Source organism: Coriobacteriia bacterium, from assembly GCA_018368455.1.
In the GTDB taxonomy this organism is placed as follows: Bacteria; Actinomycetota; Coriobacteriia; order Coriobacteriales; family UMGS124; genus JAGZEG01.
This window is the reverse complement of the sequence record JAGZEG010000005.1, coordinates 75,415-91,202: the sequence shown is the minus strand read 5'-3', so window position 1 is coordinate 91,202 and position 15,788 is coordinate 75,415. Positions and strand designations below refer to the sequence as shown.

Below are 15,788 nucleotides of genomic sequence, written 5' to 3'. Positions count from 1 at the left end.
CCCCAAAGAAAGGAGAGCAAAAAATGACCACCGATGCACATGAGCAATGGGTGCCGGAGGTATTCACGCCCACCGGTGATCCACGCGCCGAGGATACGCTTGCGCTCACTCCCGAGGAGGCCCGCCGACTCATCGGGATATACGCCGAGGGCAAGCGCGACCTGATCAGGAGAGGCGTCGAGGCGACGCAACCGGCCTGGAAGGAAGAGGGGCCGTGCAGTGACATCCTCGACGACTACTTCGATGCCGCCCATCGGGATGCTTCCGCCGCGCGGCTCCGCGCCGGGGAGCTGATCGCACGCCTGCCCATCGGGGCATATCCGCGCGAGCTTGTCGACAGCGAGCACATCTCGGTGTCGCGTCGGTCGAGCAGCCTTGAAAGCGCGGCCTATGCCGCCAGTTGGGACCTCGGGAGATACCTCAGTGGCCCCATGCTGTACGGGGCCGCAGAGCAACTGGCACAGGCGTGCGTCCGCATCTTTCTCGGCATCCCCTTCATGGTGCAGGGCGGCGGATCCGTCGCCGCGCCGGGAACGCCCACCTTTATGGTGCACGACGACGGCAACGAAGGCTACGCGATACCCATCGACGACTGGCAGCTCGGGCTCGCAGCTCCGCCCGGCGAGGTACCGCCCCTTGAGCAGGAGGGGCTTCCCGAGCTGCTTGACAGCGCGGACATCGACCGGATCCGTGAGGCCCTGGGCTACAGGCTCCACTCCCAGCTCGTCGTCTGGTACGTGGCACGCCTCGAGCGGCTCGTCAGCGAAGGAAGCGGCTCGGGTGGTCCCCTGTCGTGGTCATCAGAGGAGGGGCTCGTCACCTGCGACCCGCGCACCAGCGAGGGCCAGGCGGCCGGTGTCATGGAGATATGCCACGGTATCATCGCGGCGTTTCACCGCGACCAGGAGCATCTCGCGACCGCCTTCGGAGAAGAGGTAGCCCTCTGGCTGGCCGCGCAGGAGCGAACCGTCGGCGAGGGACTTATCAGGGCAGGGCGTCCGTCCAATGACTACGACATCCCGACGGGGACCTACGGCATCTGTCGGCCGGGATATTGTGAGGTCATGAGGAGCGAGGGGCATCCGCTGCCTGGGGCAACGCCCGAGCAGCGCGAAGAGGAGGCCCAGAAGCGAGACAACGCCCGCATCGACCGGGACAACGCCGAGGCCGAGCACCTATACGAGCTCTCGAGGCGACTCGAGTATGAGCCGCTCGACCTCAGCGACCTCGAATACGAGGACGAAGACGAGGCCTAGAAGCCAAGGGGCCGCGGGCAACGCAGTATAACGACATGCGTACCGCCCGCGGCCCCAATCTTCTCTTCCTACGACTCGCTATCCTCGACCGGCAATGCGCCCTTCTTGCGGCACCGCGCGATAACGGTAGCACGCAGTAGGGGCAGGTCGTCAGGCCCAAAGGAGTAGGGCACGACCTGAGGCTCGTTGGGCGCCAGAGGATCGCGTTGTTCGACACGGACAAAACGCAGGTCAACGCCGGAGAAGCCAGCCTCGAGCACCGCGAGGGCGTAGCACTGCGCCTGAAGCAGGCGCTTGTCGTGCAGGGCCTCCGGCGTCTCGTCAGCGGTGCCGCCCGTCTTGTAATCCACGACAAGAGCGCGCTGGGCAGCGCGGGGCAGCGCCGGGTCGAAGCACAGCAGGTCGATAGATCCCTCGAGGTAGGCCCGTCCCTCACCGACCCCCGGGCCACCGTCGACCTCCCCAACGCGCAGGCACAGCGGGGCCTCTCCCTGCGTACGCGGGTAGGCATACGCCTCGCGCGCCACCTGGGAGCCCGCCCAGAGCGTCACAGCGTCGCGCAGGCGCCCGAGCTGGCCAGGCGTGGGATCGGACACGTCGAATGCGGACAGGCAGGCACGCAGGCGACCGTCGGAGGGCAGGGTGGGCAAGCCGGTCGCAGAATCAACCGCTCCGGCGTCGTGGCAGGCAGCCATCCACTGGGCTGCGAGGTGAAATGCCGAGCCGAACGACGTCGGCACAGCCCACGCGTCACCGAGCGCGACCTTGGGACTCACGGCAGGAGCCGAAACATCGGGCAGAGTGAGGGACGTGCCCACCTCATCAGAGCCGGCGTCTTCCGTCGCGTCAAGCGCATCGGGCTTGCCAGCCGACGAGGCGTCATCAGGGTCGCTCGCCCCAGCGTGCCCGTCGGCAAGCGACGAGTACGACACCATGCCCGCGCGCGACGGGTCGAAGCGCACAGCCAGGGGCTCGCGGGTAGAACGGTCCTCAAACACGGGGACCGTCAAGCGTTCGGGTTGGCCCGAGGCCTCCCCGTCGCCGTCCTTCAGCCCGAGCGCCTCCCGGTCCTCGCGCGTCATGCGAGCACAGTAGTCATCGACCAGCTCCTCGCAGGGAGCGCCGTTCTCGTCCCTCAGGGCATCGAGTACGTAGCGTTTGGCCTCGTCGCCTGTGCCCTGCTTCTTACACTCGATGCGCTCACACGTCACGCGCGCACCCAGCTCCCCCTCCACGGGATAGCCCTCGGGACTCGTCGCGAGGTCGCCGTCCCCGCCGACGAGGGCGAGACGGATGTCCTCGAAGGCCTCGGATTTGTACCCCGTAGCGTCCTTCGCTTTCGCGGGAGCCGCGGCAATGATCAGCGCCTCACGAGCGCGCGTGACACCCACGTAGAGCTTACGCCGCAGCTCGCCAAGCTCTGCCTCGCCAAAAGTGCTGATAACGCCCTCCGTGTACCTGAGCAGGTTCCCCGGCTTGAGGAGGTCGCCCGCCTCAAGGTCGCCGACACTTAGCCCCGTCGGCTTCACGGCAACGTGGAGACGTCCCGCATGAGTAGCTAGAAAGACCTTGGCTTTGCTAGAATCCCAGCAATCGTAGCAGTCGGCCAGGGCCACGATGGGGAACTCGAGCCCCTTGGACGCGTGGATCGTCATGATACGCACGGCGTCCTGTCCCCTGAGGTTCAGTGCCCCGGGCCCCTCCTTCATGCCTTCCTTGAAGCGCTCACGCAGCGTGGCAGCGATCGACGCGGTTGACGCCCCCTGCTGGGGATCCGTCTCGATCTCTTCCACCATACGCAGTGCCTTGAACACGTTGCCGGCACGTGCCACGCCCACGGCGCCGCCCGCCTCGAGGCGATCGAGCCACCCAGATGTCAGGATGGCGTCGCGCAGCACGACAGAGAGGGGCTCTCTGCGGATCCGCCCCACGGCGCTCACAAGGGTCTGCGCCGCAAGCGACTCCCGGGGGGTGGGAAGCCCAACGCCCTCGGGCAGATCGTCGACACCGTGGGCGATGGCGCAAAGGCCGCCCCACAGACTCTTTGAGCCCGCCGAGGCACAGGAGGCCACGTGCGTAAGCTCCGCCAGCGAGAGCCCGAACATGCCGCCAACAAGGACCGTCCCGAGCGCCCCCGCATCGTTGCTACCCCATCCATCGGACTCTGTAGCAGAGGAGGCGTCATAGGGATTGGCAACGGCGCCGGCAAGGGCGCAGACCTCGCGCGCCTCGAGTCTGCGGGTAAACGTCGAGCCGCCTGACACAACACACGGGATACCACGTGCGAGCAGTGCGTCAACGAACGTCTGGGCATTCGTCATCTTGCCGAGCAGGATGACCATGTCAGCCCAGGAACGGTTCTCAGAGCCGTCCTCGTGGAGCGCGATGAAGCGACGGGCAATCCCCTCGGCGAGAACGCACCGGGCAGGGTCGACGTCGACCGACGGTAGCGGCACGGATACGATGTCGACGCGGGGGCATCCTGCCGTGAAGGGGTTCTTTGCCTCGTGCTCGGCAACGGGAACGTACTCAAGGGGCAGGAACATGCCGTCGTAGCCCTTGAACGCGCGGGAGAACACCTGATTTGCGAATTCGATGATCTCGCCGTGCGAGCGGAAGTTCGTCTCCAGGCGGGCGCACTTCGCTCCGATGTCGCCCATCTCTTTGCGGTGGTCCTGGTAGACCTCGATGTCTGCCCCGCGAAAGCCGTAGATACTCTGCTGGGCGTCACCCACCGTGCACAGGCGCCTGAGGTTATCCGACAGCAGGCGAACGATCTCCACCTGCATTTGATTCGTGTCCTGGAACTCGTCGACCATCACAAGGCGGAACTTGTCGCGGTACTCGCGGGCGACGGCCCCGTCCTTCTCCCGCAGGGCTCTGAGCGCGCAGCGCAGGAGATCGTCCTGGTCAAGGGCGCGCATGGCCCGCTTTGCCGCCGCGTAGCCCGACCACACGCCGCGAGCGAGCTTGAGGAGCTCGTCGCGCGCAGGGGCAACTTTATAGACAGAACGCTCGGCCTTGAGACGGCTGATGGAGGCTTCCAGCTCCCCCTGAGCCTCTTTTCCAGCCTCCGCCTGCTCGCCTTTATTCCGAATATTCATTTTGCACTTGAACTTGTCGAGGATAATATCCAGCGTCTCCTCCGCAGAGGAGTCCCCGTTCTCCGCGACAAACCTCTCAAGCGCGGGAATACCCGACGTGTCGCTGCCCACGCGCTCTCGTACCGTGTCTGCCCACTTCTGCGCACAGCCCTCAGCCGCCCGTTCCATGGCCCGCATGGCCTCGATGGCATCGCGAGCGATCTCCGAGGCGGGCCGAGGAGCCGGACCAGCCTCGATGGCGTTGGGCCCATCTGCGAAGCTGGCAACCTTGTCGAGTATGTCCCTTACGTTCCCGCGGATGTCTCCCGCCTTGTCATCAAATAGGCCGAACAGGTCGGGGTACTGTTCCGCCCGAATGGCGTCGTTGAACGCTGCGTCGAGCAGCAGCTCCCTTGTGTGGTCATCGAGGATGACAAACCCCGGGTCGAGGCCCAGGTCGAGCGCGTGGGCGCGCAGGATGCGCTCGCACGTACCGTGGATCGTGCCAATCCAGGCGCCGTCGACGAGCTGCGCCTGCTCGCCCATCCCCTTGGAGCGCAGGGTCGAGCGCACGCGCGCCTTGATCTCGGCCGCGGCCTTCTTCGTGAACGTGATGGCCAGCACCTGATTGACGTCGGAAACACCCGAGAGCTCTGGGTGCTCCAGCGCGTAGGCGATGCGCTGCGTGAGCACGAACGTCTTCCCGGAGCCGGCGCCTGCGCAGATGAGCAGCGGTCCATCGACGCATTCGATGCACGTACGCTGGTCTTTCGTGGGCTCGGCGGACTTCTTTCCCATCTACATCACCCTCTGTACGCACGTAGCGGCCAGCGGACAGTTTTTGCAGCTCTTGGCGCCGAAGCGCGGACGGGGCCCTATGTCGCCGTCACGCATGCGGCCAACTGCCTCGGCAGCCTGGCCCTCGGTATATTTCAACAGGGCGTCCCACCCGCTTGCCCCAAAGGCGTCGCGCTCAGGCGAACCCTCGGGATACGGGGGCACGTACAAGCCGGCATTGAGATCGGCAGACTTAGCGCTCTTGAGTAGAATGTCCCGCTGGGATTCGTCAATGAAGCCCGCAAACGCGAGGTTCTTATCGCCCAGCTTTTTGTACGTCATGTACAGGGCACCGACCGGCTCATAGCCCAGCGAGCGCAGGGCGGACGCATAGATGAGCGCCTGAGAGTGGAAAGGCAGCGGATCCGCGACTTCGCCCCCTTCGTCTGCCCCGGACACGCCCAGCTGGCAAAGGGCCGGCAGGACGACGGCGCTCCGCACGTCACCTTTCCCGTCAGGCTTTGGAGAATAGTCGCCCGGAGCGATAGTTCCCTTGTAGTCGATGACGAGCGCACGCCCCCTGTTATCGACGTCGATGCGATCGATCTTGCCCCTCAGGCGCACTCCAGCGTAGTAGACCGGAGTCTCGTCAGCCGAAAAACCAATCTTCTGCTCGAACGCCCGGGGGGCAAACCCCTCGGGAATCCACTTGTCTCGCCGTACGCACGACTTGAGCTGCCTGAGATATCGGGCAAAGCTGCGCTCCTCTGCCTCATCGATCGCGACAAGGCAGTCGGAAGGCATGAGCAGGCCATCCCCGCTTCGATCGGCGAGCGCCGCCTGCGCAAACTCTCGACGGGCTCCGTGAAAGCACTCCTCGACAAGCCTATCGACCAAGTCGTACTCATCTGGCGTGGTCGACGGGGTGAGGCGCGGCATGCCCTCGTCTCGCATGCGCTCGTGCACGCGCTGCAGGACCTCGTGGCAGAACGTGCCCGCAACGCGTGCGTCGAACTGTGCGTCAATGCCCTCTGTAGAAGGAAGGTTCTTCTCGAAGAACCAGCGAGCGGGGCAGCTGATGTATTTCTCGAGCGCTGTTGGCGACAGCGCTGGCTCGCCCAGGTCGGGGTTCTCCGAAAGCAGGGGCTCCGTCGACGCGGCCGTGCCCGTAAGGAGTTCGGGCGCGTCGAACTCAACGACCTCGGACGGACGGGGCGTCGCCGGCTCAATGAGTTTGCTGAACGAGTCCTCACCCGGAACTCCGTCGCAGGGAAGCGAGCCGTCTTTCGGCAGGCCCGTGCCCTTGTCGAGGTCGTCGAGATCCGTGACGTCCGGGCGATAGCAATCAACGGCGTCCTCGAACAGGGCGGAGGGTCGCAGGTCCTCAGCGTCAACGCCGTGCAGTCGGCGCTCAAGCACGAGGATCTCGCCCGCCGCTTCGACAGAGCCGGCAAACTCGTGGCGAAGCCGATCGGCCGCACTGGCACCGGAGCCGACGCCTAGAGCATCAAGCAGGCGAGACACGACGTCGTCGCGCTCGGAGAGCGGGTAGGCTTCCGCCGTGAGATCCGCGACGATGACGGCGCGGGCTCGCATCCCCTCCGCGTCAGCGAGACGCACGATGCGCAGGAGCGACGAGGGATCCTGGGAAGCAGGAGACTCAGCGGAGCCCTTGGGCGTTTCGGGCACCGTGGGCTGCGGGGCGTATAGGCGCGAGCAGGGCACACAGGCGCCCTGGAAGAGGCCGGTGAGCTGGTCAACGAGGGAGCGAGACATGGCGGCATGGCTTCGAGAACCCGCAGGAGCATTCGACTCGCCGGCGCCTACCCCCGCCGCTTCGAGGAGGCCCTTCGCGAGCTTGAGCGCGGCGCTCTCGCAGAGCCAGGCGTCGTCGGGGGTGCCGTGGGGCCTGGTCTGGTGCAGGGCCTGCGTCGCCTTGAGAAGATCCCCCGCACGCACGGCCGTGACGGCTGGCCCCGCAACGTTCGGCGACGCGGCAGCGAGGTCATCCAGCAAGTCAGAAGCGCTCGTGACTCGGCGTTGCCGCCACTGGCGGTCGAGCTGGCGCATGTTCTGCGGCTTTTCGCCCTCCGCCCTTGGGCTTCCAACGCCCAGCAGGGGGTTTAGCGCCAGATCGCTTGCGATGGGCCGCAGGTCGGGACGGGCCTGCTTTGCCCGCTCCATGGGATCCTCCGCGGGAGCCACCTCAGCATCGGCGAGACGGGCGAGGCCCATCAGGGCACGCCCCACCTGCGTCAGGGCGAGCGGCACCATCCCGCGCGCCCAGCATGACACGCCGGCATCCACAAGACGGCCCGCCAGGCTCGAAGCGGTCGCCAGGGGATCCCTGCTTGTAAGAATCACATCACTGGGTGCGATGCCCCACTCGTCACGGAGGCGGATGATCTCCTCGGCGAGGGCGGTAGGTTCGGCGTAGCGGCCCGCCGGCAAGAGGAAGCGCACGGCACCCGTAGGCTCAAGCGGGGCCACAGCCGGCCCGCTCGCCTTGAAGAGGCGGCTCGCAAGACCGTCGAGCTCCGGGGCACGGGGAGCGTCATGCCGAGCGCTTGCGGGGGCCTCCTCGACAGAGAGGGACGCGCCCGCATCGCGGCATCGGCGCGCGAGGCCCGCCACAAGGCGCACGGTATAAGCACGGACGGGATCATCGGCAACAGCATCGTCCACGCCGCAAGGGGATGTGGCCTCGCAGGCAGCGCGCACCGCTCGCGCGTCGGCATGGACGGCAATCGTGACGCCGGCATGCACCGCAACCTGGGCAAGAAGGCCACACAGGGCGGGGTCCATCTCGCCGATGCCCTCGAGCACGAGGTGTTCCCAGCCGAGAGAGCCCATGAGGCCGGGAAGGAGGGCGGCCGCCGTGCCGGGTTCGACGAGGCCGGCGTCGGGGAGAGACGCCAGATATGAGCGGGCGAGGTCCACCAGCCCGAGTTGGGCGCCGCTCAAGCCCTCGGGAAGGGCGGCCCTGGAATCAACGAGAGCAGGAAGGCCGGAAGCGGAGCGTACAAGTGACTCGAGACAGCCGACGAGGCCGGGGGCCGTGAGGTCAAGCGCGCTACTGCCGACGGCGGGGGCGAGGGCTGCGCGCTCGACAGCGCGGGAGACGAGAGCCCGGCGTTGCCCCGACGAGACGAGGCACCGCCCGTCGCCGAACAGCGTCCAGCGCTCCCGAGCCCAGGCAGGCAGCGTCGTGACGCCCACGCCGAGCGTTGGGATGATCCGCTCCCCTTCGGCCGTCGCGCTCTCGTCAGCGAGTCGACGGCGCGCGGCCTTTGCCCGATCGGCGGTCGGGAACACCCGGGTGCAGGGTACGCCTGCGGATGTCAGATCCTTGACGGCAATATCACAAGCGAGGCGCGCCCCGTGGAAGTCTGCGGCGCATATGACGCGCAGGCCCGCGGTGGCGCGGCCCTCCAAACAACGGCTCGTGCTTTCGCCCATTGGCAACCTCCCATCGGATGATGACGGGTCGATTGTAGGCGCCGAAGAGCCATCCGGCACCTTCGCCGTCACCAACGACGCGATAGGGATCACAAGGGACGTAGGGAGCGAGTCCGGCCTGTCAGGAGGGATGAGCACGAGGCCACTTGCAAGGGCAACATGCACCCCCGAGCCCCGCTGTCATTGCCAGGCAATCACCGTGTCTGCTCGTCAACCCGCGTCGTCTTGAGCCAGTCAATCTCGTCCTTTATCGTCCTAGGCGGATTTATGACATAGTCGCGATTAGCCATCAGATCCCACCGCTCCCAGCCCCCGGAGTCACTACTATCAGGCCCTATGCCAGCCTCGGTGAGAACCAGGCGTTCTGCCAGCGGCTTCGCGCGCTCACGCCTCGCGACCCTGCCCACAATGGGCGCGACTACCAGATCGCACGCGTCAAAATGGGAGGCTCCGTTTCTGTCCAACCGTCGAGGTATTTTTCTCCTGACAGTCAAAGGCAAAGAACCTGACCATCGACGGAATGAGGCCTCATGGATCGAGATGCAAAAAGCGCATATGGCCCGGACGGCGTCGTGCTGTGGGATGGCATGAAGCACGCCCAGCTGCGGTCGGAGCTGCTGCGAGCGGGGTATTCCGAGCGCTGCAGCAAGGGATCGCACCTGCTGTTCTCCAAAGCGGGCCGCACGCCAATCGGAATGAGCGGCAAGTACATGTCGAAAGCCGTCCCGACGGGAACTCTGACGAGAATACGCAGGGCAATCCTGGCGCCCGATCACGGTAATGTGTTGGCGGCGTAAACAGCGAGAGGCGCGGGATGACATCGATTTGGAGGCCCCGTGAAAACGCTCAAGATCTCTGGCGAGTGCGTCTTCATCAAGGACGAAAGCGAAGGCCGCTGGAGCGCTACCTTTCCTCAGTACAACCATATGGCGACGAGTGGCGACACGCTAGAGGAGGCCATGAGGCTTGCACAGGACTGTCTGCGCCTCGAGGCTTTAACGCGCCTCGATGACGGCGAGTCCGGCGCCGTCGAAGCCCAGCACGTCGGTGAGGTGCGCGTGCTTTCGGTTGAGGTGAATGAGGAGGAGCTTGCCGAATCCAAGTGCCTCAGCCGCGCCGAGGCGGCAGATCTCATTGGCGTCAGCAGGCAGCGCGTCGGACAGCTTGTAAGGGACGGCAGGCTCGCGACGCGGATGGTGGGGGCGTCTGAGATGGTCACTAAGCTGTCGGCAATGGCCTACCGCGACTCGGTTCGCGGCCCGGGGAGAAAGTCCGGACAGCATAAGAGCAGAAGCGCGAAAACGGCCTAACGAAGGGGAATAGTTGTGGATACCTTAACGCTCGCGGGGCAGTGTGTTGCAATCGAGGACGACGACGGGTGGACCGTCGAGTTCCCGCAATACGGTGGCATGTCGTCTAGCGGCGATACGCTGGAGGAAGCTCTAAAAGCTGCCGAGGATTGCTTGAAGCTGGAGGCGCTGGTTCGCCTAAGCCACGGGGAAACCGGCGTCGTTTCCGAGGACCACGTGGTAGAGGTGCGACACATGGCCGTCACGGTTAGCGAGGATGACGCTCGAGAGGCGCAGCGCTTGTCCGAGGAAAAGTCGGAAGAGGAGTGAGGAGCCCGGTAGGTGGGGACCTCGCGAAGAGAGGACGCCGCACCACAGGGAGCAGTCCCGAGCAGGGCTTCCTCACATAGAAGCGAGAATGGTCACAAAGGGAACGGCTCTAAGAAGACCCCGACCCTCTACATCGAGGGTCGGGGTCAAAATAAGACGACAGGGTTATTGGAAAACACCCCTGAGCACGGCTATTGGATCTCCTCCACGCTGTTGCTCCCACCACACGGCCTAAAGACGCGAGTCCACTCGTCAACGCAGTCACGCTTAAGCGTGACGTAAATATCCGTAGGCTCGCCACAAGTCCAGCTATATGAACCGCTCACGGATACCAGGTCTTCTAGTTTTCCCGTCCACTCCTCAAGGCCCGCGTTATTTGGATGCCGGAGATTAATCTGATACTCGTAGCCTCCTTTTGAGTCTTGAACAAAAACTTGCCTATTGAACTGGTCCACGTGCGTGATCTGGTACATCTCTCCCCATCCTTCCCATCTCACTGAGCTATTTCCCTTTGTCTTACTCGTCGCGGGATAGTCTAATCGCATAATAGAGCAAGTGCGCGACGCCACGGTCACGTCTCAGTCGTTCTAGCCCCCATAGTTAGTCGTTCTTGGACATCCGCGCAAAAGGCGCCAGCTATAAGCGAGGGCTAGAGCAGCAGGTCTATTGTGATTGGCGTGTAGACGGAGACGTAAGAACGACCGGTTTTGAGTGGTGCCCCCAACGGGACTCGAACCCGTGTTCCAGCCTTGAAAGGGCTGAAATAAAACGGTTACCTGCGCTTTTACTGATTTTTACGGAAAAATAGATAGGCCATTTACCTGCGGTTTTATTATAATCCGGAATGTATGTGCGGCATCGGAAGACGATTTCGGTTTCGCCGTGGTTTCGCGAAGCCTGCCGCGAAACCAGATTGGGAGAGGCCGTGGACTACGGGCGCGAGTACGGAAAAGGCTGCCTCATAAAGGAGAACGGCAAGTGGCGCGCGGTGATTCGCTACCGCGACTTGGACACCGGCGAGAGGAACGGCGCGGGGAAGCCGGTGCGCGGGAAGTGGCGCACCCTGTCGCGGACATTCGACATCCCGAGCGCCCCGGGCGACGGCGACATGACCGGCGTGAAGCTGGCGGAGCGAGCCCTCAAGCAGTGGAGGGACGAGGTGTTGGCGGCCGAGGACGAGCGCCAGGCGCAGGCGCGCATGGAGCGCGAGGGGTACGTGCCGGTTCAGGGCGTGGCGGAGCTAGTGGCGGCGTACCTCGTGAAGGTAGAGAACGAGAGCAGGCCCGAGAACTCCACCATGGCCACGTATCGCAGAATGGAGCGCCACATAGCGGGCGAGCTGGGCGGCGTGCCCATCGACGGGCTCACCGAGGACATGGTGGTGAGGTGGCTGGGCAACATGAACGCGCAGTTCGCCCCCGAGACGGTAATCAAGTCCCTGCGACTGCTCAACGCCTCGCTCGAATGGGCGGTTGACATGGGGCGCATACCGACCAACCCCGCCAGAAAGTGCAGGAAGCCAAAGCAGAAGAGACCCGAGCCGAACTACCTGGACATGGAGCAGAGGGCGCGGCTTATGGCCACCCTGGACGAGGCGCCCGCGGCGGAGCCCTACGCCCTGGGTGTGCGCATAGCGCTCATGACCGGCATGCGGGAGGGCGAGATATGCGCGCTCAGGTGGCGGGACGTGGACATGAACGCCGGCGTCATCCACGTGAGGCACAGCATCGGGCGCGGGGATAGCACCTACGAGAAGACGCCAAAGAACGGAGGCAGTCGGCGCAACATCCCCATGCCCGAAAGCCTCGTGAAGGCAATGAGGTCGCGCAGGGCGTCCGTCATCGAGGAGCGCATCGCCGCGGGCGCGAGCGGGCGCGACATAGACGACCTGTTCGTGCTGGGGCGGCCCGACGGGGCGTACATGAACCCGCAATACCTGTCGCGCACGTGGCGGAGGCGCTACGCGGCCGGCCTGGGGCTCGTGGGCAGCCAGGGCAGGCGCCCCGTGTTCCACGACCTGCGCCACACATTCGCGACCGTCGCCATAGCCGCGGGCGTTGACGTGAAGACCGTGAGCAGCATCCTGGGGCACGCCAACGCAGCCATGACGCTCAACATCTACGCCGACGCAGACCCCGAGGCGAAGCGCCGGGCGGCCGACGCCGTAGCGGCCGCCATGGAGGGCGGGGCCACCGAGCCGGGCCAGGTGGTTCGGTTTCGTCCCACGGGCACGGGCGAGTAATTTCCAGATATCCCCTTGAAAAAGCATCAAGGGGCCCGCGGTGAGAGGAGCGGACGTGCTGGGGATATACGAGGCCGTGCTCTACCCCGAGGAGGGCGGCTACGGCGTGGAGATCCCCGACCTGGGGGTTGCCACGTGGGGCGCCACCCTGGACGAGGCGGCGGCCATGGCCCACGAGGCGATGTGCGGGGCGTGCGCCGTGCTGCTGGGGCAGGGCTCGGAGCTGCCCCAGACGGCGTGGGGCCACAGGGCACCCAACGGCGGCTACGTGCTGGCGCTGTGCGCCGACGTGTCGGCCGACGCCCCGGAGCCAGCTTGCGCCCGCAGCGACCGCCGGTAACAGAACGCAGCCGCAGGCCGAACTCGGGGCTGGGCCACCTCCCAAGAAATGGGTCCCCCCGGAACAGTGGCGAGGCAACGTGGCCCGCTGCCCCACCTCCACCGGGGCGCCGCCTGGCCTCGCCCCGGTGGAGAGGAAAGTTTCCTCGTGGGCCTGACGGGCAACACGGCGGCCTGGCAGTCGGCGGCGTCTGCAAAGGCCTCGACCGCGCCGCCTACGTTGCCGGACTACCCCAGGCCCACAGCGGTTGGGGAGCTGCAGCCACTCCCAACGGGGAAGATGGCCCTTCCTATCGGGGACCTTTTTCTAGATAATTCCAATTGAAGAACCCCCCCCCGACCCGATTAGCGGCCTCGTGCACAGCCATGGAGAGGTCCGCTTCGTCGGAGCCGCAAGAATCAGAGAGGCAGAGGCCAACGCCGATAGAACTCTTTCGAGCATCAGGGTCGCCACTAGAGACGGGGGCACTGCGGCACGGGAGGGCGGCCTCGCCATAGGCCCGGGTGGCTCGCGGTTCGAGCCCTTTCATTCAGCGCGTTCTGGCATTCTGGCAACGGGCAGCGTCCCACACGGGGCCGGGAAACCGTCACCCGCATTCCTGGGCGCCTGTTCATCTAATGGGGCGCAGCAGTTTCCAACGACCACGGGCAGGCCCCCCATCAACGGGGGCGCCCGCCCCGCCGTCCCCAGGCCCCGAGCCGCTACGCCTTCATGGAGGCAAGGGTTCCGTTGAGCTGCTGGTACTTCGCGGGAGACAGCATCCCTGCTACCTGCATTTTCGTCGTTCCGTCCTCCCCCTCGCTCAGATAGACCGTACATGTTTCTGTCTTGCGGTAGAGCAGAGCGAGTGTTCGGATGAGGACACACCAGCCGCCCGCCCCTGCAGCCGAACATTCTGGCGATCCCCATATGCCTGATAAGGCCGAAATCTCCGGTGCGCCCCGAAGACCCAGGTCTCACTCGAGGGGGAAGCGCCCGCAACCGGGAACATGCCGGCAAATTCCATTATGGCAAAGGCATAACAAAGCCATAGTGCCTCTGGCGGGAGAAGAAAACAGAAAGACCCAGAGCGCAACGACACCAGAGGGGACATGGGGCTGAAACGTCGGCCAGCCCGCGCAGGCTCGCGGGCGACGAGGGGGCGCCGCGCCGCAGAATCGCCCAGACGCCCAAAATGTCAGGCTTCTAGTATATTTTGCGGAAGGATGCTTATCGCGTCTCACAAGGCGTTCTGTGGCCTTTGAGGGGCATTCCGCAAAAGCCGGCGACACTGCAAGCGAGGCATCCGAGCCGGGGCGCGCAGGCAGGGGCGCCCCTCGGGGGACAACGCCCGGGGCGCTCCCGCCGACAGCCCGAGCGCCGCCGCCCTCCCCCGGATGCCAGCCGCCGCCGGCGGAACCAGAGCCGGCTGCGGCCGCGACGGAGAGGAGGGGCCGGCCGCCCCCGGCACCGGGCCGAGCGGGCCGCCCGCCGCGGGCCCCGCCTACGGGACCATGGAGCCGATGTCCCGGCGCTTGTACAGGAACCGGCGGAGCTCCATCACGTCCCCGTCCACGACGTAGAAGACCATGTAGTTGCCGACCTCGAACCAGTGGTAGGGCAGGGGGCGCTCCCGCGTCGTGCGGTACACCGCCGCCATCGCGGGGTTGAGGGAGTGCGCCAGGATGGCCTCCTCCGTCGCGTCCAGGAGGCGCCCCGCGGCGGCAGGGTTGCGAAGCTCGCCCGCGATGTAGGCGACGGCGGCGTCGAGGTCCTCCCAGAACAGCGGGAGGTAGCGCAGCTCGTATCCTCCCCTACGCCCGCTCACGGCCCAGCCCCGCCCTGATGGAGGAGAAGACCTCCTCGTGGGTGTAGCGCGTAGGCACCGCGGCGGCCTGGCGGTCGGCGGCGTCCAGGGCCGACTCGACCGAGCCGCTCATGCGGTCGAACTGCTCCAGGCTCATGACGACCATGGAGCCGTGGCCGTTCTTGGTGAGGAAGACCGGCCCCCCCTCGCGGACCTCCCGCTCCACCTCGGGGTAGCGGTTCCTCAGATCCGAGACGGGCCTGATGCTCATAGCCATGGCGGACAACCTCCCTATCAGAGAATTATCCGAATGATATCAGAGCCGGGCGCGCCGTGGTCCCCCGGCGACGAGAGGGCCGCGAGAAACCGCAGCCGGTCGGCCCCGGGGTGCGCCCGCGGCCTCCGGCCGGGGCCCCCGCCAAGAGCGGATGGTCTAGTGGATAGCCTTTTTAGGGGGGTGTGGGGGGATAAGCGTGTGAGAGCGCAGCGGATCGGCCCCGGGAGGGGCCGGGGCGGCGAGCCGCGACCCGGCCGCCCCGTCTTTGCCGGCCGTGCCGCGGGGCCGTCGGCCCTGGGGAAGCCGCGGCGCCGTGCGGCCGCCCCGGCCTACCCCCTGCTCATGGTCGAGCCGTCCCGGAAGACGAGCCGGCCGTCCCTGGGCTCGCAGGAGTCGTCTATGCCCCCGGAGAAGACCCACTCGCCGTCCCCCTCCCTGCGCACTTCCCCGCTCCCGAGCTCCGCCTCGCCCGAGCCGTCCGCCGCGTAGTATGCCCAGTCGTCCCCGTCCACCGAGAGCCTGTACGTGACCCCGCCTTCGGTCGAGTACCAGTCGCCGTCGATTGAGCCGGCGCCGGCCACGGCCGTGGCGACGGCGACGAGCGCGGCAAGGACGGCAAGAACGAGCAGCATGAGGAGCGCCCTTCGCCCGCGCGAGCCCCCGGCGCCGCCCGCTCCGGCTGCCCGGGCGGAACGGGGGCGGCCCCGGAGGGGTCGCCCGAGGGGCGCCCCGCGGCCCCGGGTCCGACGCCCGCGCCCGAGGCAGGCCCGGGGCCGTCGCCAGCGGCGTAAGGCGCGCCATCGGAGTGGGCCGCCGAGGAGCCCTCGAGGCTCCCCTCCCCGTGGGGGCCGCCTTCCGAGGCGAAGTAGGCCCCGTCGATCCCGTGGCTGCCGACGACCCACGCAAGGACGCACCCGGGAAGCCTGACCATCCACCCCCCCCCGGAAGG

At 66.2% G+C, this 15,788-nt stretch carries 12 protein-coding genes; 6 read left to right on the top strand and 6 right to left on the bottom strand.

The features are described from left to right. Window positions 1-23 precede the first annotated feature (23 nt). Window positions 24-1,256: a hypothetical protein gene (locus tag KHZ24_04425; protein MBS5450443.1), complete on the top strand. Its 1,233-nt coding sequence runs from the start codon at window positions 24-26 to the stop codon at window positions 1,254-1,256. Between the two features lie 68 nt (window positions 1,257-1,324). Here the strand turns inward: KHZ24_04425 and KHZ24_04420 are convergent, their stop codons facing one another. Both KHZ24_04420 and KHZ24_04415 read right to left on the bottom strand, forming a co-directional pair. Further along, complete coding sequence (locus tag KHZ24_04420) at window positions 1,325-5,137, bottom strand: UvrD-helicase domain-containing protein (protein MBS5450442.1); 3,813 nt, start codon at window positions 5,135-5,137, stop codon at window positions 1,325-1,327. Next, complete coding sequence (locus KHZ24_04415; GenBank protein ID MBS5450441.1) at window positions 5,138-8,575, bottom strand: PD-(D/E)XK nuclease family protein; 3,438 nt, start codon at window positions 8,573-8,575, stop codon at window positions 5,138-5,140. It lies immediately after the preceding gene. Between the two features lie 530 nt (window positions 8,576-9,105). Here KHZ24_04415 and KHZ24_04410 point away from each other — a divergent pair. From KHZ24_04410 to KHZ24_04400, 3 genes are read left to right on the top strand one after another with little or no spacing between them, the layout of a single operon-like run. Continuing rightward, window positions 9,106-9,372, top strand: a complete 267-nt coding sequence (locus KHZ24_04410) for a hypothetical protein (GenBank protein MBS5450440.1) — start codon at window positions 9,106-9,108, stop codon at window positions 9,370-9,372. A gap of 39 nt (window positions 9,373-9,411) precedes the next feature. Then, window positions 9,412-9,885 carry a hypothetical protein gene (locus KHZ24_04405; GenBank protein MBS5450439.1) on the top strand — a complete coding sequence of 158 codons (474 nt, stop codon included), beginning with the start codon at window positions 9,412-9,414 and terminating at the stop codon, window positions 9,883-9,885. Between the two features lie 15 nt (window positions 9,886-9,900). Beyond that, window positions 9,901-10,194 carry a hypothetical protein gene (locus tag KHZ24_04400; GenBank protein MBS5450438.1) on the top strand — a complete coding sequence of 98 codons (294 nt, stop codon included), beginning with the start codon at window positions 9,901-9,903 and terminating at the stop codon, window positions 10,192-10,194. Between the two features lie 191 nt (window positions 10,195-10,385). On the opposite strand, the gene KHZ24_04395 is transcribed toward KHZ24_04400, so the two are convergent. Beyond that, complete coding sequence (locus KHZ24_04395; protein ID MBS5450437.1) at window positions 10,386-10,667, bottom strand: hypothetical protein; 282 nt, start codon at window positions 10,665-10,667, stop codon at window positions 10,386-10,388. A 452-nt stretch (window positions 10,668-11,119) separates the two neighbouring features. On the opposite strand from KHZ24_04395, the gene KHZ24_04390 reads away from it, so the two are divergent. Both KHZ24_04390 and KHZ24_04385 read left to right on the top strand, forming a co-directional pair. Beyond that, the gene (locus KHZ24_04390) at window positions 11,120-12,436 is read left to right on the top strand and encodes a tyrosine-type recombinase/integrase (GenBank protein ID MBS5450436.1); all 1,317 of its coding nucleotides are present in this window, start codon (window positions 11,120-11,122) and stop codon (window positions 12,434-12,436) included. A 55-nt stretch (window positions 12,437-12,491) separates the two neighbouring features. Then, a complete protein-coding gene (locus KHZ24_04385) occupies window positions 12,492-12,776 on the top strand; it encodes a type II toxin-antitoxin system HicB family antitoxin (GenBank protein ID MBS5450435.1) in 285 nt (94 codons plus the stop codon). A 1,483-nt stretch (window positions 12,777-14,259) separates the two neighbouring features. On the opposite strand, the gene KHZ24_04380 is transcribed toward KHZ24_04385, so the two are convergent. From KHZ24_04380 to KHZ24_04370, 3 genes are all read right to left on the bottom strand, one after another. Further along, the gene (locus KHZ24_04380) at window positions 14,260-14,583 is read right to left on the bottom strand and encodes a type II toxin-antitoxin system RelE/ParE family toxin (GenBank protein ID MBS5450434.1); all 324 of its coding nucleotides are present in this window, start codon (window positions 14,581-14,583) and stop codon (window positions 14,260-14,262) included. Beyond that, window positions 14,570-14,833: a type II toxin-antitoxin system prevent-host-death family antitoxin gene (locus tag KHZ24_04375; protein MBS5450433.1), complete on the bottom strand. Its 264-nt coding sequence runs from the start codon at window positions 14,831-14,833 to the stop codon at window positions 14,570-14,572. Before KHZ24_04375 ends, KHZ24_04380 begins: the two co-directional genes overlap by 14 nt. A gap of 335 nt (window positions 14,834-15,168) precedes the next feature. After that, a complete protein-coding gene (locus KHZ24_04370; protein ID MBS5450432.1) occupies window positions 15,169-15,471 on the bottom strand; it encodes a hypothetical protein in 303 nt (100 codons plus the stop codon). Window positions 15,472-15,788 lie beyond the last annotated feature (317 nt).